Raw genomic sequence first — 18,971 nt, forward strand, 5'->3', positions numbered from 1 at the left:
AGGGTGCGCCAGGTCGCGGCGAGGTCCTGGGGCAGGAGCAGCAGGCGGCAGGCGCGGGCCACGAGGTCGTCGAGGTCGGCGTCGAGGTAGTCGGCCGCCTCGGACCAGTCGTCGAGGATGTAGTCGAAGCTGTCGAGCACGACGTCGCGCTCGGCCGGGTCGGGGACGGCGGCGGCGGCGATGCGGTCCATGGCGTCCTGCAGCTCGACGGTGCGCGCGTCGACCTGCGCGTCGCGGGCCAGGGCGTCGATGGACGACAGGGCGGTTGGCGGCGCCGCGCGCTCGGCCCGCCGCTCGGCGGCCTTCATCTTCAGCGCCAGCGTGCTGCGCAGGCAGCGGGAGACCTTCTGATAGGTGCGGCCCAGGCTGGCGACGTCGTCGGGCTCGGTGGCGGCCAGGAAGCGGGCGTGGGCGTGGGCCACGGCCTCCATGTCGCGCTCGGCCAGCCAGGCCAGCATCTCCAGATCACGATCTGTCGCCGCGGTGGACATGCCGGAGAGTGTGGAGGGGCGGTGCGTCAGATGCGGACGTAGGGGGCGTCGATGGCGTTTGAGGTCCCGGGTTCTCGCCAACATGCCCCTGGCTTGTCCGGGCGAGCCGTGAACACGGGCATCGGTCGGTTCGGCAGCGGCGCGCGGCCGGTTTGGAACCACGGATTTCGCGGATCGCACGGATTTGGCGCCGGCGCCGTCCGTGGAAATCCGTGGTCCCCAGATGGGAGCCGCCGCGTCGCAGCCGTTGGCGGCCCAGCCGCACGGTGGTGAAGCGGCTTGCGTTGGACGTGTCGGGGTTTGAGCGGCTGGGTCCCGGATCTTCGGGCGCTTCGCGCCCTTCGTCCGGGATGACGGTGAGGGGCACGGCGCGCCGCTAGCGCGCCACGGCCAGCGCCTCGGACAGGGTGAGCGTTCCGTCCCAGACCACGCCGCGCCAGCCCGCCGCGCGGGCGGCTTCGACGTTGGCGGGGGTGTCGTCGATGAGCACGACGTCCGCGCCGGAAAGGCCCGTCCGCGCCTCGACGGCGGCGTAGAAGGCCGCGTCGATCTTCCGGGCGCCGATGTCGGCCGAGTAGTGCAGGGCGTCGAAGCGGTGGCGGAAACCCAGGGTGTTCCAGAGGTAGGCCGCGCGCTCCGGCTCCTGGATCGTGGCGAGGTGGAGGGCGACGCCGGCGCGCCGCAGCTCGGCCAGTTCGGCCAGCAGGGCGGCGTTCTGTAGGGCGTCCTTCTCGAACCAGTAGGCGGCCAGCCGGTGGCTGGTCAGGTGCGGCGCGTGCTGGGCCAGGACGGGGGCGAGGCGTTCGTGCAGGCCGGCGCGGCCCAGGACCACGTCGTTCCAGTGGGGCTTGAAGAAGTGGGCTTGCAGCGCTTCCGAGGCGATCCCCAGGTCGCGCTCCATGTCGACCGCCCAGCCGCCGGGCCGCGGCGTGAGGATCACCCCGTCGACATCGACCATGAGGGCGCGGGGCGTCGGCGCCACGTCAGCTCATCAGCCCCTTGAGCCGGTAGAGCGCGTCCATGGCTTCGCGGGGGCTCATGCCGTCGGGGTCGAGGCCGGCCAGGGCCTCCTCGACGAGGCTGGGGCCGAAGCGGGCCTCGGGCTCGGCGACGGCGGCGAAGAGGGGCAGGTCCTCCAGATGGGCCGGCGCGCCGGCCTCGCGCTCCAGCCGTTCCAGCACCTGCTTGGCGCGGGCGACGACGGCCGGCGGCACGCCCGCCAGCTTGGCCACCTGGACGCCGTAGGAGCGGTCGGCGGGGCCGGGCCCGGCCTCGTGGAGGAAGATCAGCTCGCCGTTCCACTCCTTGGCCTTGAGGCTGAGGTTGGCGACGTAGGGCAGCCGGTCCTCCAGCACCGCCAGCTCGTGATAGTGGGTGGCGAAGAGCGCGCGGCAGCGGTTGGTCTCGTGCAGCGCCTCGGCGCAGGCCCAGGCGATGGCCAGGCCGTCGTAGGTGGCGGTGCCGCGGCCGATCTCGTCCAAGATCACCAGGCTGCGCGGCGTGGCCTGGGCCAGGATGGCGGCGGTCTCGACCATCTCCATCATGAAGGTGGAACGCCCGCGCGCCAGGTCGTCGCCGGCGCCCACGCGGCTGAACAGGCGGTCGACCACGCCCAGCCGCAGCGTCTTCGCCGGCACGAAGCAGCCCGACTGGGCCAGCACGGCCAGGAGGGCGTTCTGGCGCAGGAAGGTGGACTTGCCGGCCATGTTCGGCCCGGTGACCAGCGCCAGCCGCGGCCCGCCGACGCCCATGCCGTCGAGGCGGCAGTCGTTGGGGGTGAAGGCCTCGCCGGCGCGGCGGACGGCGGCCTCGACCACGGGGTGGCGCGCGGCCTCGGCCTCGAAGGCCTGGGAGCGGTCGACCGTCGGGCGCACGGCGTTCACGTCGTCGGCCCATTCGGCGAGGCCGGCGGCGACATCGAGGGCGGCGGCGGCCTGGGCCGCGGCCTGGATGGGGGCGGCGACGCCGGTGGCCGCGTCGCGCCAGGCCTCGAAGGTGTCGAGCTCGATGGCCAGGGCGCGTTCGGCGGCCTGGGCGATCTTGGCGTCCAGCTCGGCCAGCTCGACGGTGGTGAAGCGCACCTGGTTGGCCATGGTCTGGCGATGGATGAAGGTGGCGTTCAGCGGCGGCTTCAGCAGCGGCTCGGCGGCCTTGGCGGTGGCCTCGACGAAATAGCCCAGCACCGCGTTGTGGCGGATCTTCAGCGCCACCCCGCTTTCGCCCGCGAGCTGCGCCTCCAGGGCGGCGACGACGCGGCGGCTGTCGTCGCGCAGGGCGCGGGCCTGGTCGAGTTCGGGCCGGACGTCGTCGGCCACGAAGCCGCCGTCGCGGGCCTGGGCGGGCAGGTCGGGGCCGAGGCCGGCGGCCAGCAGATCGCGGAAGGCGGCGAGGTCGGGGGCATTGGCCAGGTCGAGGGCGGCGAGCGCCTGGGCGACCTCGGCCGGCAGGCTGACCAGCGGATCGGCCGACTCGGCGAACAGGGCGCAGACCGCCGCCCCGGCCGCGAGCCCGTCGCGCAGGGCGCCCAGGTCGCGCGGGCCGCCGCGGCCGAGCGCCAGGCGGCTGAGCGCGCGGGCCATGTCGGGCAGGCCCTTCAGCGTCTCGCGCAGCCGCTCGCGCTGGCGGCGATGGCCGATGAACCACTCCACCGCGTCGAGCCGCGCGTCGATGGCGGCAGGGTCCAGCAGCGGGCGGGCCAGCCGGGCGGCCAGCAGGCGCGCGCCGGGGGCGGTGACCGTGCGGTCGATGGCGGCCAGCAGCGAGCCGTCGCGGGCGCCGGAGGTGGCCTTCTCGATCTCCAGGCTGGCGCGGGTGGCCGGGTCGATGACCATCACGTCGGCCTCGCCGGCGCGGCGCGGGGCCGAGAGCGCCGGGACCTTGCCGGCCTGGGTGGTCTCCAGATGGGCGGCGATCAGGCCGAGCGCCGAGACCTCGGCGCCGGAGAGCTGGCCGAAGCCGTCCAGGGTGTCGACGCCGTAGAGCCGCTTCAGCCGGGTTTCGGACGCGCCGGGCTCGGCGAGCGCGCTGGGCATCGGCTGGACGAAGCCGCCCGCCGACTTCAGCGCGGCGCTCACCTGTTCGTCGGCGAAGAGGCGGTCGGGGACCAGCACCTCGGAGGGGCCGAGCGCGGCGAGCGCCGAGGCCAGACCGCTCACGGTGATCGCCAGGCACTCCACCTCGCCCGTGGAAAGCTCGACGCTGGCCACGGCCGCCCCGCCCGCGCGCACCGAGACGGCGGCCAGCCGGTTGGCGCCGCGCGCGTCGAGCAGGCCGTCCTCGGTGAGGGTGCCGGGCGTGACCACGCGGGTCACCTCGCGCCGGACGACGGCCTTGGAGCCGCGCTTCTTGGCCTCGGAAGGGTCCTCCAGCTGGTCGCAGACGGCGACCTTGAAGCCGGCGCGGATCAGCTTGGCCAGATAGGCCTCGGCGGCGTGGGCCGGGACGCCCGCCATGGGGATCGGCTGGCCCGCGTGCTGGCCGCGGGCGGTGAGCGTGATGCCGAGCGCGGCGGCGGCCTTCTCGGCGTCCTCGAAGAACAGCTCGTAGAAGTCGCCCATGCGGAAGAACACCAGGGCGTCGGGCTGGCGCGACTTGGCCTCGAAGAACTGGGCCATCACCGGCGAGGCGCCGGCCGCGGGATCGGGCGTCTTCTGGGGCTGAGCGTTCATGAAGCACGGAACGCTAAAGGATGCGGCCGAGTCCCGCACCCCCTTGAACCGGGGCCGTAGCGGCCCAAGCTGTGGATGAATGCCGCGACCAGGCGTCGAAGCCCGCTACGTGATCTTTCCGGCCGGCCCGGCCGACGCCGAGGCGCTGGCGCGCACGCACGTGCTGTCGTGGCGCGAGACCTACCGCGGCCTGCTGCCCGACGGCTATCTGGCGCGGATGTCGGAAGAGCTGCACGCCCGCCGCTTCGGCCGAGCGCTGCTGCATCCCGGCCCGGACGAGGTGACGCTGGCCGTCGCCGACCGGACGGGCGTGGTGGGCTACGCCCAGGGCGGACCGTCGCGCCGCCGGGTCGCGGGCGAGGCCGAGGTGGCCACCCTCTATGTGCTGCGCGCGGCCCAGGGCTTCGGCCTCGGGCGGCGGCTGCTGACCGGCGCGGCGCGGGCGCTGGCGGCGCAGGGAGCCGGTTCGCTGGTGGTGTCGGTGCTGGCGGCCAACGCGCCGGCGCGGCGGTTCTACGAACATCTCGGCGGCGCGGCCGAGGCGCCGCGCATCGAGCCCGGCCCGGGCGGGCGCAGCTACGAGGAAGTGGCCTACCGCTGGGCCGACATCGCCACGTTGACCGGCTGAATCCATCTTCCTTTCCCTCCCCGTCATGGGGAGGGTGGATCGCGGCGAAGCCGTGAGACCGGTGGGGAAGGCCGCCCCACCCCGCTCGCCTCCGGCGAGTCGCCCTCCCCACGAGGGGGAGGGAAAGGGGGAGCCATGAAGGTCTCAGGAACCTGCCACTGCGCCGATCCGCCCCAGCGCTATGAGATCCGGATCCCGGCCTTCGCCGGGATGAGCGGGCGCGAGCCTAGGCGCTGGCCGCCTCTTCCGCCGCATAGGTCAGGGAGACGAAGACGTCCTCGAGGTCGGGGTCTTCGGTGGAGATGTCCTTGATGTGCAGGCCCGCGGCGCGGATCGCGGCCAGCACCTGCTCCACGTTGGACTGGCCCGTGCGGTAGGTGACCGAGAAGCCGCCCGACTTCAGCAGCTTGGTCTCGAAGCCCGCAAGCTCGGGCGCCGCCTCCACCGGCACGGCGGGCGTGACGATCACATTGCGGGTGTCCATGCGGCGCAGCAGGGTGGTGGTGGGCTCGCACGCCACCACCTGGCCGCGGTTGACGATGGCGATCTCGTCGCAGAGCTCCTGGGCCTCTTCCAGGTAGTGGGTGGTGAGCACGATGGTCACGCCCTTGCGGTTCAGCTCCAGCACATAGTTCCAGAGCTGGCGGCGCAGCTCGACGTCGACCCCGGCGGTGGGCTCGTCGAGGATCAGGACCGGCGGGTTGTGGACCATCGCCTTGGCCACCATCAGCCGCCGCTTCATCCCGCCGGAGAGCTGGCGGACGTAGGCGTTGGCCTTGTCGGCGAGGCCGAGGGCGGTGAGCAGTTCGTCGGTGCGCCGCTCGGACTTGGGCACGGCGTACATGCCCGCGGCCACCTCCAGCGACTCGCGCGGGGTGAAGAAGGGGTCGGCGGCGATCTCCTGCGGCACCACGCCGATGGCGGCGCGCGAGCCGCGCGGATCGTGGTCGATGTCGCGGCCCCAGATCGAGACCGTGCCCGACGTCTTGCGGCACAGGCCCGCCAGGATGTTGATGAAGGTCGACTTGCCGGCGCCGTTGGGGCCCAGCAGGCCGAAGATCGAGCCGCGCGGGATGGCGAGGTCGATGCCGCGCAGCGCCTTCATCTCGGGCGTCGTCTTGGTCGCGGCGTAGGTCTTGGTCAGACCCCTGGCCTCGATGGCGTAATCAGGTAGGTCCATGGGGTCCCGTCGTTGACGCGCTAAGCTGCGCTCGCATACCTAGGCGCAGGTTGGGCCTGCGCCAAGCTCGCCCCCGAGAGGTAGTGACGATCCATGGCCCGCAAAGCCGCCGCCAAGCCCGCGAAATCCAAGACCGCGCCCGCCGTGGCGGCCGCCCCGCCTGTCGGCCCCGCGCCCGAGGTGATCCAGGTGCGCAGCCACCGGGTGTCGTGCGACGGCGTCGGCGGCGCGCTGGGCCATCCGCGCGTCTGGCTCGAGATGGGCGAGGCCGGCTTCGTCGAGTGCCCCTACTGCGATCGCCGCTTCGTGCTGGCGCCCGGCTCCGAGGGCCCCGAGGACGAATTCCTGGCGCCGGGCGTCTACGAGGGCTCGCACGGGCACTGAGGGCCTTCGCACCGTCATGGCCCGGCTTGTCCGGGCCACCCATGAACGCCGCAGGCGCAGGATTGAACGCGGCGGCGCCATAGCCACCTCGCCGGGCGTCCGTGTGCATGGGTCGCCCGGACAAGCCGGGCGATGACGCGGTGGCGACGGCGCGGCCGGTTTCGATGTTGCTGTACAAGCCGGAAGCCGATGTGGCACGCCGGGGTCAGACCCCCGTCCGTCCAAGGATTCCCCCCGATGCTGCTGCACCTGTCCACCTGGGCCGAGATCGAAGGCTTCCTGAAGCGCTCGAAGACGGTGGTGATCCCCATCGGCTCGAACGAGCAGCATGGGCCCACCGGCCTGCTCGGCACCGACTGGCTGTGCCCCGAGATCATCGCCCATGAGGCGCAGAAGGACGGCGACATCCTGGTGGCGCCCACCTTCAACATCGGCATGGCCCAGCACCACCTGGACTTTCCGGGCACCATCGCGCTTCGACCCTCGACCTTCATGCTGGCGATCGGCGACTGGTGCCGCAGCCTCTCGCACGCGGGCTTCGAGAAGCTCTATTTCCTGAACGGCCACGGCGGCAATGTCGCCACCATCGAGGCGGCCTTCTCCGAGCTCTACGCCGAGGCCAGCTACGCCGGCCGCAACCGCGGCTTCGCCTGCAAGCTCAAGAACTGGTGGGACCTGAAGGGCGTCACCGCGCTGGCCAACAAGCAGTTCCCGGTGGGCCACGGCAGCCACGCCACCCCCTCGGAGATCGCGGTCACCCAGTGGGGCTATCCCGACAGCATCAAGAGCGCCAACTACGCGCCCCAGATCGCGCCGACCGGCCCGATCCGTGAGGCCATGGACTTCCGCGCCCGCTACGCTGACGGCCGCATGGGCTCCGACCCGGGTCTGGCCACGCCGGAAAAAGGCGGCGAGCTGGTGAAGACCGCCGCCGCGGGCCTGCTGGAGGACGTCGCCGCGTTCGGGGCGGAGGTCGCGCCGGCGTAGGAGGCGCCTCGGCGAACGCCTCTCCCCCGGAGCGCAGCTCCGAGAGGGAGAGGGTAGGGAGAGGGCCGGCGCGGAAGCGCCGCGCCTTGAGTGGCGGGCCGAGGGTCCCGGCTGCGTGATCGGTGACGCGCCGATGCGGAGCCCCCCTCTCCCTACCCTCTCCCTCTCCGCTTCGCGGGGGGAGAGGAGATCCTCACGCCGTCCAGACTTCGCCGTCGCGGACTTCCACGGGCCAGGCGGCCAGGCGCTCGCCGTGGCAGGGGCCCGCCACGCAGGCGCCTTGCAGGTCGAACAGGGCTCCGTGGCCGGCGCACAGGATGTGGCGGTGGTCGCGGGTGAGGTAGCGGTCGTCGAGGGCCGAGAGCGGCCAGCCGGCGTGGGGGCAGGAATCCACGAAGCCGCGCGCCGTCCCGCCGGATCGGATCACGAAGCCGGCGAACAGCCGCGAGCCCTCGCGGAAGCGGAAGCCCTTGCCGCCCGGATCGGGAATCTCGTCCAGGGCGCAGAGCCGCACGCCGGCCGCCGGGCGCGCCGGATTGCCCGGCTCAGATCTGTCCAAGGCTGACCTTGAAGGCCTTCAGCTCCACCCGGTCCCAGAGCCCGGCCTGGGTGTAGGGGTCGGCGGCGTTGAACGCCTGGACGGCGGCCTTGTCGGGCAGGTCGAGGATGAACAGGGAGCCCGCCATGTCGCCCTTGTCGTCCAGCATGGGGCCGCCCAGCTTGATGGCGTCGGTCCGGGTGGCCGCCCAGGCCAGGTGCGCCTGCCGCGTGGCCATCCGCGTCTCAAGGGCGTTTTCCTTGTCGAAACAGGCAAGCACGAACAGCGGCATTCAGGTCTCCTCCTTGAGCGGCCGGGCCAGCAGGCCGCGGATGGCGTCGTCGACATCGACATGGCCCGACAGGATCGCGGCCACGGCCTCGCAGATCGGCGTCTCCACGCCGACGCGGGCGGCGAGATCACGCACGGCCGGCGCCGAGGCCACGCCCTCGGCCACGCTGAGCTTGCCGGCCAGGGCCTCGGCCAGCGTCTGGCCGCGGCCCAGCGCCAGGCCGACGCTCATGTTGCGCGACTGGGCGCTGGAGCAGGTGAGCACCAGGTCGCCCAGGCCGCAGAGGCCGGCCACGGTCTCGGCGCGGGCGCCCAGCGCCACGGCCAGGCGGGTGAGTTCGGCGAAGCCCCGGGTGATCAGCGCGGCCTGGGCCGAGCGGCCGAGGCCGCGGCCCTCGACGATGCCGCAGGCGATGGCCAGGACGTTCTTCACCGCGCCGCCGGCCTCGGCGCCGATCATGTCGGTGGAGAAGTAGGGCCGGAACGCGGGCGTCGCGATGGCCGTGGCCAGGGCCTCGGCGAGGTCGGGATCGGGACAGGCGAGGGTGACGGCGGTGGGCAGGCCGCGCGCGACCTCGCTCGCGAAGCTGGGCCCGGAAAGCACCGCCGGGGCGGCCTGGGGGACGGTCTCGGCCAGCACCTCGGTCATCAGCTTCAGCGAGCCCTGCTCGACGCCCTTGGCGCAGAGCACGATCGGCAGGCCGCCGCGGACACGCGGGGCGAAGGCCGCCAGGGTCGCGCGCAGATGCTGGGCCGGGGCGACCGCCAGCACCGCGTCGGCGCCGCCGAGGCCGGCCAGGTCTTCGGTGGCCTGGATCGAGGGCTCCAGCGGCACGCCCGGCAGGAAGGCGACGTTCTCGTGGGCGGCGTTGACCGTGGCGACCACATCGGGCTCGCGCGCCCAGAGGACCACGTCGCGGCCCGCCCGCGCGCAGACCTGGGCCAGGGCCGTGCCCCAGGCGCCGCCGCCGATCACGCCGAGGGTCCGCATGACTTCGCTCACGCCTTGGCGCCTTTGCGGCCGGGCTTGTGGGTGGGGCTGGCCGCGGCGGCGGCTTCGTCCAGCGGCCAGCGGGGGCGGGCCACGGCGTCCAGCGGATCGGCCAGGCCCAGGGCCAGCCGCTCGGCGCCGGCGAGCGCGATCATGGCGGCGTTGTCGGTGCAGTAGGCCAGCGGCGGGGCGGCGAAGGCGAAGCCGTGGGCCGTCGCGGCGGCCTCCAGCCGGGCGCGCACCGCCTTGTTGGCCGCCACGCCGCCCGCCACGACGAAGCGCAGCGGCTCGCCCGCGTGCTCGCGGGCGTAGCCCTCCATGGCCCGCGCGCTCTTTTCGGCGAGCTGGCCGGCGATGGCGGCCTGGACGGCGGCGGCGAGGTCGCGGCGATCCGTCTCGGCGGTGACGCCCTCGGCGAGGCGCGCGGCGGCCGTCTTCAGGCCCGAGAACGAGAAGTCGCAATCCTTGCGGCCCAGCAGCATGCGCGGGAGCTGGAAGGCCTGGGGGTCGCCGCCCTCGGCCAGCCGCTCCAGGGCCGGGCCGCCGGGATAGGGCAGGCCCATGGCCTTGGCGATCTTGTCGAAGGCCTCGCCGGCCGCGTCGTCGATGGTCGAGCCCAGGCGGCGGCAGGCGCCGACGCCCTCCACGCTCAGAAGCTGGCAATGGCCGCCCGAGACCAGCAGCAGCAGGAAGGGATAGTCGATCAGCTCGGCGCCCAGCCGGGCCGAGACGGCGTGGCCCTCCAGGTGGTTGACCGCCACCAGCGGCAGGCCGCGGGCCAGCGCCACCGCCTTGCCGAACGACAGCCCCACCATCACGCCCCCAACCAGACCGGGGCCGGCGGTGGCCGCGACGCCGGTGAGGTCGCCATACCCGACGCCGGCCTCGCCCAGCGCGGCCCGGGCGATCTGCTCGATGGTCTCGACGTGGGCGCGGGCGGCGATCTCGGGCACCACGCCGCCATAGGGCGCATGCTCGGCGATCTGGCTGCCGACGACCGACGACAGCACCTCGACGCGGCCGTCGGCATGGCGGCGCACGACCGCGGCGGCGGTCTCGTCGCAGCTGGTTTCCAGGCCGAGAACGGTTTGCGGGGCGGGGTGGGCGAGGGTCATCCGGTTGCCGGGGCGGGCCGGCTCCTGTAGCAGGCCTCACGATTCCGGCTCCGAGGTAGACCGCCCACCGTGCCCACGCAACCGCCCCGGCCCGCCGCGCCCGTCCGCATCGGGGCCCGCGGCTCCAAGCTCAGCCTGGCCCAGGCGGGTCACATGCAGCGCCGCATCGCCGCCGCGCTGGGCGCCGATCCCGAGAACGCCGCCGAGGTGGAGCGCGTGGCGCCGCTCATCGTGATCTCGACCACGGGCGACCGGGTGCAGGACCGCCGGCTGCTGGAGATCGGCGGCAAGGGGCTTTTCACCAAGGAGATCGAGGAGGCGATGCTGGACGGCCGCATCGACTGCGCCGTCCACTCGATGAAGGACATGCCGGCGGTGCTGCCGCCCGGCCTGGCGATCGCCGCCGTGCCCGAGCGCGAGGATCCGCGCGACGCCTTCCTGAGCACTGTCGCCGATCGCCTCGAAGACCTGCCGCAGGGCGCGCGCCTGGGCACCGCCAGCCTGCGCCGCCAGGCCCAGTCGCTCTATCGCCGGCCCGACCTCGACGTGCGGATGCTGCGCGGCAACGTCGACACGCGCATGGCCAAGCTGGCGGCCGGCGAGATGGACGCCATCCTGCTGGCCTATTCGGGATTGCGCCGGCTGGGCCTGGGCGACCGGCCGCAGAGCCTGATCGATCCGATGGAGGCGCCCCCGGCGCCCGGCCAGGGCGCGCTGGCCATCGAGACGCGCGAGGCCGACCGCGACGCGCCGTGGGCCAAGGCGCTGGTCTGCGAGACCACCACCCTGTGCGTCGAGGCCGAGCGCGGCGCGCTCACGGCGCTGGAAGGCTCGTGCAAGACGCCGATCGGCGCCCATGCGTGGCTGGAGGGCGGCTCGCTGAAGCTCATCGTCGAGGCGCTTTCCCCCGACGGCGCGGTCCGGTTCCGGCATTCGGGCGAGTCGGAGCTGTCGCAGCTGTCCGACCCGCTGGCCTCGGCGCGTGACCTCGGGCTGTCGCTGGGCGCCGCGGTGAAGGCCGACGGCGGCGACGCGATCCTGCTTTTCGACGAGCAGCATTGAAGAAGGCCGCGCCGCACCGCATCGTCCGCACGAGCGAAGCAGTCGGATAGCGGGGTCGGCGAATGGCTCGCCGCAGGCAGCGGATCTGGATCACACGCGCGCAGCCCGGGGCCACGGCCACGGCCGAACGCGTGCGCGCGCTGGGTCACGAGGCGGTGGTGGCCCCGCTGCTGGAAGTCCGCGCCATGCCCGACGTCGCCATCGACCTGGCCGGCGTGGCGGCGCTGGCCTTCACCAGCGCCAACGGCGTGCGCGCCTTCGCCGACATCTGCGGGGAGCGGAACCTGAAGGTGTTCGCGGTCGGCGCGGCGACGGCCCAGGCGGCGCGGGCGGCCGGCTTCGGCTCGGTGCTGTCGGCCGACGGCGACGTGGAGGCCCTGGCCGAGGGCATCGCCTCGCGGCGCGGCGAGCTCAGAGGGGCGGTGCTGCATCCCGGCGCGGCCGAGCCGGCCGGCGACCTCGCGGGGTCGCTCGCCAGGCACGGGGTCGAGGCGCGGCGCCTGATCCTCTACGAGACCGCGCCCGCGGACACCGGAGACCTCGACCTGGCCCGGCTGGGCGGCTGCGACGCGGTGCTCCTGCATTCGCCGCGCGCGTCGCAGGTGCTGGCCGGGCTGCTCAAGGCCCACCCGGCCCCCCAGCTCCGGGCGCTGGGGCTCTCGAAGGCGGTGGTCAAGCCGCTGTCCCGGGTCTCGCTGGCCGAGCGGGCCTTTCCGCCCTTCCCCCTGGAGGCGGCCCTGCTCAACCTCATCGACCGGCGGCCCTGAGCCATGGGTCCGCCCGCGCCAGACCGGCCCGACGAGCTGCCCGACCACGTGGACGAAGAGGCCCCCCGGCCGCTGCTGGGCGCGACCTTCTGGGTCCTGATCGTCTTCGGCGTGCTCTGCGTGCTGGGCGGCGCGGGCGTGGCGCTGCTGGCGCCGCGGCTGTTTCCGCCGCCCGCCGCCGCGCCGGCGCCGCCCGCCGCACCGCCGGCGCCGGGCCAGCCCTCGCCGGGAGGCCGATAATCGAGGTGGCCAGACTGGTGTTCGTGATGCCCAAGCCCGACGCCCCGACCGGGGGCAACAGGGCGACCTGCCGGCACGCCCAGGCGCTGGCGCAGATGGGCTACGACGCGGTGGTCCGCATACCGAACGACAAGTCGCCGCCCCGGTGGTTCGCCCACGACGCCCCGATCGACGCCTGGGCGGGCCCGCCCGCGCCCGACGAGATCCTGATCATCTCGGAAGACGCCACGCCGGTGCTGGCGGCCTGCGCGACCCTGCCCAACCGCAAGGTCATCCACTGCAAGAACCCCTATTTCGCCGCGGCGGGCGCGCTGGCGGCGCTGCCGCCGGAGGTGCGCGGCGCCTACCGGCACTTCATCGCCTGCAGCGACCTCGTGGCCGCCTGGCTCGCCCGCTACTTCGACCACGACGTGGTGGGCACCGTGCCGAGCTGGGTGGACGGGCGCGTGTTCCGGCCGCGGGAGAAGGCGCGGGTCATCGCCTGCATGCCGCGCAAGCGGACCCTGGAGGCCGCCGCGATCCGCGGGATGTTCGAGCGGCTCAACACGGCGCCGGGCTGGACCTGGGACCTGATCGACGGGCGGCCGGAGCGCGAGACCGCCGAGGCGCTGGGCCGGGCGGCGGTCTATCTCAGCCTCGCGCGGTTCGAGGGCATGTCCACCTCGATCCTCGAAGGCATGTCGAGCGGCTGCATCGTGGCCGGCTTCACCGGCATCGGCGCGCGCGAATACGCCACGCCCCTGAACGGGCTCTGGGTGGAGGAGGACGATTGCGAGGCCGCCGCCCGGGCGCTGGTCCGCGCCGTGGAGATCGTCGAGGCGGACGGCGCCGAGGCCGCCCTGATGCGCGCGGCGGGCCGCCGCACGGCCGCGGCCTGGAGCGAGCCGGCGTTCCTCGCCGCGCTCGAGCGTTTCTGGCGGGAAGACATGGCGCTCGCCCCCTGAGGCGCGGCGCCGGCTGCGACCGCCAGGCGCTTCCCAAATCGACGCCGAGCCGCTAAAAGCCCGCGTCCCGGACAGGAGCCGCCTTAGCTCAGCCGGTAGAGCGGCGCATTCGTAATGCGTAGGTCAGGTGTTCGAGTCACCTAGGCGGCACCATTCCTCCCCCCCTTCAGGCTGATCGGCGCGGCTGGACCTGGCCTGCGGCTGGACCTCGCCTGTGACGGCGGGCGATGCTGCGGGCGGCGCCCAGCGGCGGCGTCTCCAATACGAGCGCATCCGCGGGGAGAGGTTCGATGGCGTCATCCTGGCAGGTCTGGGCCCTGGGGTCGGCGGGGTTCGCCGCCCTGACGGCGATCTTCGCCAAGCTGGGCGTCGAGGGCCTGCCGTCCAGCTTCGCCACGGTGGTGCGGACGCTGGTGATCCTGGCGATCGTCGCGGGAATCTGGGCGGCGGAGGGCGCGCCGGCCGCCAACCCCTTCTCGAGCTGGCGACTGTTCGCCGCCCTGGGGCTTTCGGGGGCCGCCACCGGCCTGTCGTGGCTCTGCTACTTCCAGGCGCTGAAACTGGGCGAGGCCTCGCGGGTCGCGCCCGTGGACAAGCTGAGCGTGGTCCTCGTCGCGGTCTTCGCCGCCATCTTCCTGGGCGAGCGGCTGGACGTCAGGGGCTGGGCCGGCGTCGGCCTGATAACGGCCGGCGCCCTCTTGATCGCGCTGAGACGCTAGGCGGCCAGGTCTTCCAGGGCGTCCCACTGCTTCACCTGGAAGCGGCGCGACGAGGGGAATTCGACGATCAGGTCGCCCTGCAGCTGGGTCAGCATGCGCGAGACGGTCTCGATGGTGAGGCCGAGATAGTCGGCCATGTCCTGGCGGCCCATCGGCAGCATCACCGCGCCGCCCGGCTGGCGCTGGGCCAGCTGCATGAGGAAGCCCGCCACCTTCTCGCGGGCGCTCTTGCGGCCGAGCAGCAGCACATGGTCCTGCAGGCGGGCCATCTCGCGGCTGGTGGCTTCGAGGATCGCCCGGTCGAGCTCGGCGTCGCCGGCCATGGTCCGCACGGTTGTGCGCCGCACCGACTGCACGACGCAATCCGACAGCGCCTCGGCGGCGAAGCGGTGGTCGGGGCCCGGCTCCAGCCCGAACAGGTCGCCCGGATAGTAGAAGTCGCCGACCTGACGGCGGCCGTCGCAGGTGAGCCGCGTCGTGCGCACCACCCCGCTGACCACCCGGTAGAGATACTGGACGTCGTCGCCCTGGGCGTAGATCTCGGTGTCCTTCGCGTGGCCGGCGCGCACGCCGAGGCGGTCCATCACGCCGGTCAGAGCGGCCGGAGGCGGTGCGACGCGGGCGTCGTTCAGAGGGTAGGCCAGGGTCATCGCCAACTCCGTTTCGATGTCCGTCTGGCTACGCCGCCTTGCCTTTTCGCAAAATTCGGGACCGCACCCTAAGTAGCGATACGGAGGCGGCCGGCCGCGATTGGCGCTTGACGGAGATCAAGGTCGCGGCCCGAGGCGGGGCGCAGCGTTCGCCGGCCCCCAATCCGGAGTGCTTCCCATGCCGAAGTCCCTTACCCGCGAGATCCGCCACGACGTCGAGGACGCCCTCGAGGATGTCGCCAAGTCGCTGCACAAGGCCGCCGACAATCTGAGCGACGACGCGGAGCGGGCGGTGGCCGAGGCCGCCAAGTCCCTTCGCGCCGCCACCGAGGCCCTGGCGCGCAAGACGCCGGCGCCGGTCAAGGACGTGGCCCGCAAGGCGGCGGAGGAAGCCAAGGCCCACCCGGTGGCGACGACCGCCGCGGTCCTCACCGCCGCCGCCGCGCTGATCGGCCTCCTGGCGGCGCGGCGCGGGAAGGCGGAATAGTCCCCAGGCGGCCCGCTAGGCGGCCAGCCCGACGCGCGGGTTGACCTGCGCCTGGAAGAGATAGCCGCCGCCCCGCAGGGTCTTGATCATGTCGCCGGCGCCGTCGCAGTCGCTGAGCGTGCGGCGCAGCCGGGCCACGCGCGCGTCGATCGAGCGCCCGCCCGCCGCGCCGCCGTCGCCGTGGAGCTGGGCCAGCAGCGCGTCGCGCCGCCAGACCTCGCCGGGACGGCCGGCCAGGACGCGGAGCAGCGCCGCGTCGGCCGGACTGAGCCGCACGGTGCGGCCGGACGGCGAGGTGACATAGCCCAGCTCGGCGTCGAACCGCCATGTGGCGACGGCCTCGGCCGCGATGCGGCGCGCCTGGCGGCCGGCGCGGCGCAGCAACGCACGCACCCGGGCCAGCAGCTCGAGCGGGTGGGCCGTCTTGGGCAGCACGTCGTCGGCGCCGAACTCGAGGCCGGCCACGCGGTCCAGGGTGTCGGCGGCGCGGGCCACGACGAGGACCGGGGCGGTCTCGGCCTCGGACAGGCGGCGGCACAGCGCCAGGCCGTCGGCGTCGGGCAGGGCGGTTTCGAGGATCACCAGATCGGCGTCGGCGGCGTCGAGCAGCGGCTGGGCCGCCGCCGCGGAGCCGGCGCGGTCGACCTCGAAACCATGCCGGCGCAGCATCTCGACGCCGGGCTCGATGGCGCCGTCGTCGGCGTCGATCCAGAGTATGCGCGGCGCGCCGGCCGGCGGCGCGGCGACGCGCGTCCCGGCCGCGAATTCGAAAGCGAGGGCGGTCACGAAGAGCCTCCTTTCCGGGCATCGCCAGCAAGGGCGTCCGGATGTTGCGCACCTTAGACCGCAAGTATGAGACTTCGTGACGACTTCTCGTCATACTTTGGATGAAGTCGACTCATGTGTCACACACCTGTGACGGACGTAACAGGCGTCAATCGCTGTTTTCTTTTTGCAACATTATTCCAGGAACCACTTCACTGGCTCTGGACCGCCAAGGGTCGTCCAACGGCGTTTTCCCCTCGCGGGATGATCCAATAATACGTTGATTATATTGGTATATGGCGGATTTTCGCGACCTGGTTCGAGTTGCCGTCCCGCCTGACACATGAACCATCTTCATGAGTCGCATAAGACAAATTCAGTAAAGTGCGGTTACGCACGACAATAACTTTGCTCCAGCGGCATCTATTCGCGCACCCGGCTTCCCGGGTTCGCTGGGGGGCCAGCTTTTTTCATGTGGGGATCCGGTCGATGCGGCGAGCCGCCGGCCGCTGGAGGGTTTTGACCTTGAGCAACAAGAGAATGCGTGAACGCCTGCTGGCGTCCTCGATGATCTGCGGCGTCGCCGCGATGGGCCTCGCCACCCAGGCCGCGGCCCAGGAAGGCGGCGGCGCGGTGAGCGAGGTGGTGGTCACCGGCACGCGCATCCCGACGCCGAACCTGACCAGCGTCAGCCCGGTGACGGCGATCAACGCGGCCGACCTGAAGGCGCAGGGCGTGACCCGCGTCGAGGACATGATCAACAGCCTGCCGCAGGCCTTCGCGGCCCAGGGCGCGGCGATCTCCAACGGTTCGTCCGGCACCGCGACGGTGAACCTGCGTGGCCTGGGCGCGACCCGGACCCTGGTGCTGATCGACGGCCGCCGCCTGATGCCCGGCACGCCGAACACGCTGGGCGCCTCGCTCTCGGCCGACCTGAACTTCATCCCGAGCGCGCTCGTGCAGCGCGTGGACGTGCTGACGGGCGGCGCCTCGGCCGTGTACGGCGCCGACGCCGTGGCCGGCGTGGTGAACTTCATCCTGCAGAAGGATTTCGAAGGCGTCCGCGTCGACGCCCAGTACGGGCTCTACCAGCACGACAACGGCAACAGCATCGCCAGCGTGGTGCGGGCTTCGGGCGCGGCCTCGGCCACGCCGCAGTTCTTCCAGCTGCCGAAGAAGGACGTCCGCGACGGCGAGGCGAGCGAGGTCACCCTGGTGATCGGCGTCAACGCGCCGGACGGCAAGGGCAACGTGACCGCCTACGCCGGCTACCGTCACGTCGAGCCGATCCTGCAGGGCGCCCGCGACTATTCGAGCTGCACGCTCAACTCCGGCACCCCCGACTTCAGCCAGTTCGGCTGCGGCGGCTCGGGCACGGCCTTCCCGGCCCGCGTCGGCTCGCAGATCGTCGACACCAACGGCCCGGGCAACACCTTCCGCACGCGGACGGGCGCCGACGTCTACAACTTCGGCCCGGCCAACTACTACCAGCGCCCGGATGACCGCTACGTGATGGGCGCCTTCGCCCACTACGAGCTGGCGCCCTGGGCCACCGCCTACGCCGACCTGATGTTCATGGACGACACGTCCACCTATCAGATCGCGCCGGGCGGCATCTTCGCCGGCACGTTCTCGATCAACTGCGCCAACCCGCTCCTGTCCGACCAGCAGCGCGGCCTGATGCCCGCCACGGCGGCGTCGGGCGGCGGCACCTGCCTCAGCAACACGGCGGGCACCTTCACCGGCACGGTCTCGCGCCGGAACATCGAAGGCGGCGGCCGCCAGGGCCAGACCGAACACACCCAGTACCGCTACGTGGTCGGCCTGAAGGGCGATATCGCCGACAACTGGAACTACGACTTCTTCATGCAGTTCGGCCGGGTGGCCTTCCATCAGGTGCAGACCGGCTTCTTCCGCACGACGGCGATCAACAACGCGCTGAACGTCGTGAGCGTGAACGGCGTGCCGACCTGCCAGTCGGTGGTCGACGGCACCGATACGGCCTGCGTGCCCTACAACATCTTCCAGCTTGGCCAGGTCACCCCGGCCGCGCTCGCCTACCTGGAGACCCCCTCCAGCCAGATCGGCAACCTGTACGAGCGGGTGGTCAACTTCTCGGTGGGCGGCGACCTGACCGACTACGGCATCAAGAGCCCGTGGGCCCAGGACGGCGTCGGCGTTTCGTTCGGCGCGGAATACCGCCGCGAGACCCTCGACTTCGCCGCCGACTACGTTTCCTCGGCGGGCCTGCTGAACGGCTCGGGCGGCGCCAACCCGCCGGTCAACGGCAGCTATGACGTCTACGAACTGTTCGGCGAAACCCGCATCCCGCTGATCCAGGACGCCCCGTTCGCCAAGTCGCTGCAGATGGAGCTGGCCTACCGCTATTCGGACTACTCCTCGGTCGGCACCACCAGCACCTACAAGATCGCCGGCGACTGGACCCCGATCGACGACATCCGCCTGCGGGCCAGCTACCAGCGCGCGGTGCGTGCGCCGCACGTGCTGGAGCTGTTCAGCCCGCAGAACGTCGTCCTCGACGGCACGCAGGATCCCTGCGCCGGCCTGGCGGCCAGCGATCCGCTGGTCGCCCGCTGCGCCCAGGCGTTCAACCTGACCACGGCCCAGGTGCTGGCGATCGAGGCCAACCCGGCCAACCAGTACAACGGGCAGCTGGGCGGCAATCCGAACGTCGATCCGGAAACCTCGGACACGATCTCGTTCGGGGTGGTGCTGCAGCCCACCTTCCTGCCGGGCTTCAACTTCTCGGCCGACTACTTCGACATCAAGGTGAAGGACTTCATCGGCCAGATCGGCGCCGACGTCATCATCAACCGGTGCGTGAACAACCTCGATCCGTTCTATTGCGGTCTGGTGAAGCGCGACGCGGCCGGGTCGATCTGGCTCTCCAACCAGGGCTACGTCGTCGACACGACGCTGAACACCGGCGCCCTGCGCACGAAGGGCATCGACTTCAACGCGTCGTACCGGACCGACCTCGACATGATCGGGATCGAGAACGGCGGCGGGATCAACATCAGCTTCGTCGGCACCTGGCTCGACA

At 72.6% G+C, this 18,971-nt stretch carries 20 protein-coding genes and 1 tRNA gene; 11 read left to right on the plus strand and 10 right to left on the minus strand.

What is annotated here, in order from left to right; all coding sequences use genetic code 11:
- From GC203_RS01415 to mutS, 3 genes are all read right to left on the minus strand, one after another.
- On the minus strand, window positions 1-491 hold a 491-nt coding region (locus tag GC203_RS01415), incomplete at its 3' end, for a hypothetical protein (protein WP_293450583.1).
- Window positions 492-867: 376 nt separating this feature from the next.
- On the minus strand, window positions 868-1,473 hold the full coding sequence (locus GC203_RS01420; RefSeq protein WP_293450585.1) for an HAD-IA family hydrolase: 606 nt from the start codon (window positions 1,471-1,473) through the stop codon (window positions 868-870).
- 1 nt (window position 1,474) lies between these two features.
- Window positions 1,475-4,159, minus strand: coding sequence for a DNA mismatch repair protein MutS (gene mutS / locus GC203_RS01425; protein ID WP_293450587.1), 2,685 nt, complete (start codon window positions 4,157-4,159; stop codon window positions 1,475-1,477).
- Between the two features lie 79 nt (window positions 4,160-4,238).
- Between mutS and GC203_RS01430 the strand changes: the two genes are divergently transcribed.
- Window positions 4,239-4,787, plus strand: a complete 549-nt coding sequence (locus tag GC203_RS01430) for a GNAT family N-acetyltransferase (protein WP_293450589.1) — start codon at window positions 4,239-4,241, stop codon at window positions 4,785-4,787.
- Window positions 4,788-5,013: 226 nt separating this feature from the next.
- Here the strand turns inward: GC203_RS01430 and GC203_RS01435 are convergent, their stop codons facing one another.
- Window positions 5,014-5,967: an ABC transporter ATP-binding protein gene (locus GC203_RS01435; RefSeq protein WP_293450591.1), complete on the minus strand. Its 954-nt coding sequence runs from the start codon at window positions 5,965-5,967 to the stop codon at window positions 5,014-5,016.
- Between the two features lie 93 nt (window positions 5,968-6,060).
- On the opposite strand from GC203_RS01435, the gene GC203_RS01440 reads away from it, so the two are divergent.
- Together GC203_RS01440 and GC203_RS01445 are read left to right on the plus strand one after the other, a co-directional pair.
- Window positions 6,061-6,351: a zinc-finger domain-containing protein gene (locus tag GC203_RS01440; protein WP_293450593.1), complete on the plus strand. Its 291-nt coding sequence runs from the start codon at window positions 6,061-6,063 to the stop codon at window positions 6,349-6,351.
- A gap of 237 nt (window positions 6,352-6,588) precedes the next feature.
- Window positions 6,589-7,338, plus strand: coding sequence for a creatininase family protein (locus tag GC203_RS01445; RefSeq protein ID WP_293450595.1), 750 nt, complete (start codon window positions 6,589-6,591; stop codon window positions 7,336-7,338).
- Between the two features lie 193 nt (window positions 7,339-7,531).
- Here the strand turns inward: GC203_RS01445 and GC203_RS01450 are convergent, their stop codons facing one another.
- Genes GC203_RS01450 through tsaD form a run of 4 tightly spaced genes read right to left on the minus strand, consistent with a single transcriptional unit; the run spans window position 7,532 to window position 10,273 of the window.
- On the minus strand, window positions 7,532-7,897 hold the full coding sequence (locus GC203_RS01450; protein ID WP_293450597.1) for a Rieske (2Fe-2S) protein: 366 nt from the start codon (window positions 7,895-7,897) through the stop codon (window positions 7,532-7,534).
- The gene (locus tag GC203_RS01455; protein ID WP_293450599.1) at window positions 7,884-8,168 is read right to left on the minus strand and encodes a YciI family protein; all 285 of its coding nucleotides are present in this window, start codon (window positions 8,166-8,168) and stop codon (window positions 7,884-7,886) included. The genes GC203_RS01450 and GC203_RS01455 overlap by 14 nt, the downstream gene beginning before the upstream one ends.
- Window positions 8,169-9,158 carry an NAD(P)H-dependent glycerol-3-phosphate dehydrogenase gene (locus tag GC203_RS01460; RefSeq protein ID WP_293450618.1) on the minus strand — a complete coding sequence of 330 codons (990 nt, stop codon included), beginning with the start codon at window positions 9,156-9,158 and terminating at the stop codon, window positions 8,169-8,171.
- Between the two features lie 8 nt (window positions 9,159-9,166).
- Window positions 9,167-10,273 carry a tRNA (adenosine(37)-N6)-threonylcarbamoyltransferase complex transferase subunit TsaD gene (tsaD, locus tag GC203_RS01465; RefSeq protein WP_293450601.1) on the minus strand — a complete coding sequence of 369 codons (1,107 nt, stop codon included), beginning with the start codon at window positions 10,271-10,273 and terminating at the stop codon, window positions 9,167-9,169.
- Between the two features lie 69 nt (window positions 10,274-10,342).
- Between tsaD and hemC the strand changes: the two genes are divergently transcribed.
- From hemC to GC203_RS01495, 6 genes are all read left to right on the plus strand, one after another.
- Window positions 10,343-11,335, plus strand: a complete 993-nt coding sequence (gene hemC / locus GC203_RS01470) for a hydroxymethylbilane synthase (protein ID WP_293450603.1) — start codon at window positions 10,343-10,345, stop codon at window positions 11,333-11,335.
- Between the two features lie 62 nt (window positions 11,336-11,397).
- A complete protein-coding gene (locus GC203_RS01475; protein ID WP_293450605.1) occupies window positions 11,398-12,102 on the plus strand; it encodes a uroporphyrinogen-III synthase in 705 nt (234 codons plus the stop codon).
- A gap of 3 nt (window positions 12,103-12,105) precedes the next feature.
- Entirely contained in the window at window positions 12,106-12,342 is a 237-nt protein-coding gene (locus GC203_RS01480) for a hypothetical protein (protein WP_293450607.1), read from the plus strand.
- Between the two features lie 5 nt (window positions 12,343-12,347).
- On the plus strand, window positions 12,348-13,286 hold the full coding sequence (locus tag GC203_RS01485; protein WP_293450609.1) for a glycosyltransferase: 939 nt from the start codon (window positions 12,348-12,350) through the stop codon (window positions 13,284-13,286).
- 77 nt (window positions 13,287-13,363) lie between these two features.
- Window positions 13,364-13,439: transfer RNA gene (locus tag GC203_RS01490), tRNA-Thr, on the plus strand.
- Between the two features lie 137 nt (window positions 13,440-13,576).
- A complete protein-coding gene (locus GC203_RS01495; protein WP_293450610.1) occupies window positions 13,577-14,005 on the plus strand; it encodes an EamA family transporter in 429 nt (142 codons plus the stop codon).
- Here GC203_RS01495 and GC203_RS01500 read toward each other — a convergent pair.
- A complete protein-coding gene (locus GC203_RS01500) occupies window positions 14,002-14,655 on the minus strand; it encodes a helix-turn-helix domain-containing protein (RefSeq protein ID WP_293450611.1) in 654 nt (217 codons plus the stop codon). The two genes, GC203_RS01495 and GC203_RS01500, sit on opposite strands and share 4 nt — an antisense overlap.
- A gap of 178 nt (window positions 14,656-14,833) precedes the next feature.
- On the opposite strand from GC203_RS01500, the gene GC203_RS01505 reads away from it, so the two are divergent.
- Window positions 14,834-15,142 carry a hypothetical protein gene (locus tag GC203_RS01505; protein ID WP_293450612.1) on the plus strand — a complete coding sequence of 103 codons (309 nt, stop codon included), beginning with the start codon at window positions 14,834-14,836 and terminating at the stop codon, window positions 15,140-15,142.
- Between the two features lie 15 nt (window positions 15,143-15,157).
- Here the strand turns inward: GC203_RS01505 and GC203_RS01510 are convergent, their stop codons facing one another.
- Window positions 15,158-15,928: a response regulator transcription factor gene (locus GC203_RS01510; protein ID WP_293450614.1), complete on the minus strand. Its 771-nt coding sequence runs from the start codon at window positions 15,926-15,928 to the stop codon at window positions 15,158-15,160.
- 504 nt (window positions 15,929-16,432) lie between these two features.
- Here GC203_RS01510 and GC203_RS01515 point away from each other — a divergent pair.
- A partial coding sequence (locus GC203_RS01515) for a TonB-dependent receptor (protein ID WP_293450616.1) occupies window positions 16,433-18,971 on the plus strand: 2,539 nt, incomplete at its 3' end.

Source organism: Phenylobacterium sp. (assembly GCF_016124325.1).
Lineage (GTDB): Bacteria > Pseudomonadota > Alphaproteobacteria > Caulobacterales > Caulobacteraceae > Phenylobacterium.

Bases quoted from the DNA above. Each gene is read 5' to 3' on its own strand.
- GC203_RS01480 (WP_293450607.1), top strand. From the start codon at position 12,106: ATGGGTCCGCCCGCGCCAGACCGGCCCGACGAGCTGCCCGACCACGTG.
- tsaD (WP_293450601.1), bottom strand. From the start codon at position 10,273: ATGACCCTCGCCCACCCCGCCCCGCAAACCGTTCTCGGCCTGGAAACC.
- GC203_RS01455 (WP_293450599.1), bottom strand. From the start codon at position 8,168: ATGCCGCTGTTCGTGCTTGCCTGTTTCGACAAGGAAAACGCCCTTGAG.
- GC203_RS01505 (WP_293450612.1), top strand. From the start codon at position 14,834: ATGCCGAAGTCCCTTACCCGCGAGATCCGCCACGACGTCGAGGACGCC.
- mutS (WP_293450587.1), bottom strand. From the start codon at position 4,159: ATGAACGCTCAGCCCCAGAAGACGCCCGATCCCGCGGCCGGCGCCTCG.
- GC203_RS01435 (WP_293450591.1), bottom strand. From the start codon at position 5,967: ATGGACCTACCTGATTACGCCATCGAGGCCAGGGGTCTGACCAAGACC.
- GC203_RS01430 (WP_293450589.1), top strand. From the start codon at position 4,239: ATGCCGCGACCAGGCGTCGAAGCCCGCTACGTGATCTTTCCGGCCGGC.
- GC203_RS01460 (WP_293450618.1), bottom strand. From the start codon at position 9,158: ATGCGGACCCTCGGCGTGATCGGCGGCGGCGCCTGGGGCACGGCCCTG.
- GC203_RS01475 (WP_293450605.1), top strand. From the start codon at position 11,398: ATGGCTCGCCGCAGGCAGCGGATCTGGATCACACGCGCGCAGCCCGGG.
- GC203_RS01495 (WP_293450610.1), top strand. From the start codon at position 13,577: ATGGCGTCATCCTGGCAGGTCTGGGCCCTGGGGTCGGCGGGGTTCGCC.
- GC203_RS01445 (WP_293450595.1), top strand. From the start codon at position 6,589: ATGCTGCTGCACCTGTCCACCTGGGCCGAGATCGAAGGCTTCCTGAAG.
- GC203_RS01500 (WP_293450611.1), bottom strand. From the start codon at position 14,655: ATGACCCTGGCCTACCCTCTGAACGACGCCCGCGTCGCACCGCCTCCG.
- GC203_RS01440 (WP_293450593.1), top strand. From the start codon at position 6,061: ATGGCCCGCAAAGCCGCCGCCAAGCCCGCGAAATCCAAGACCGCGCCC.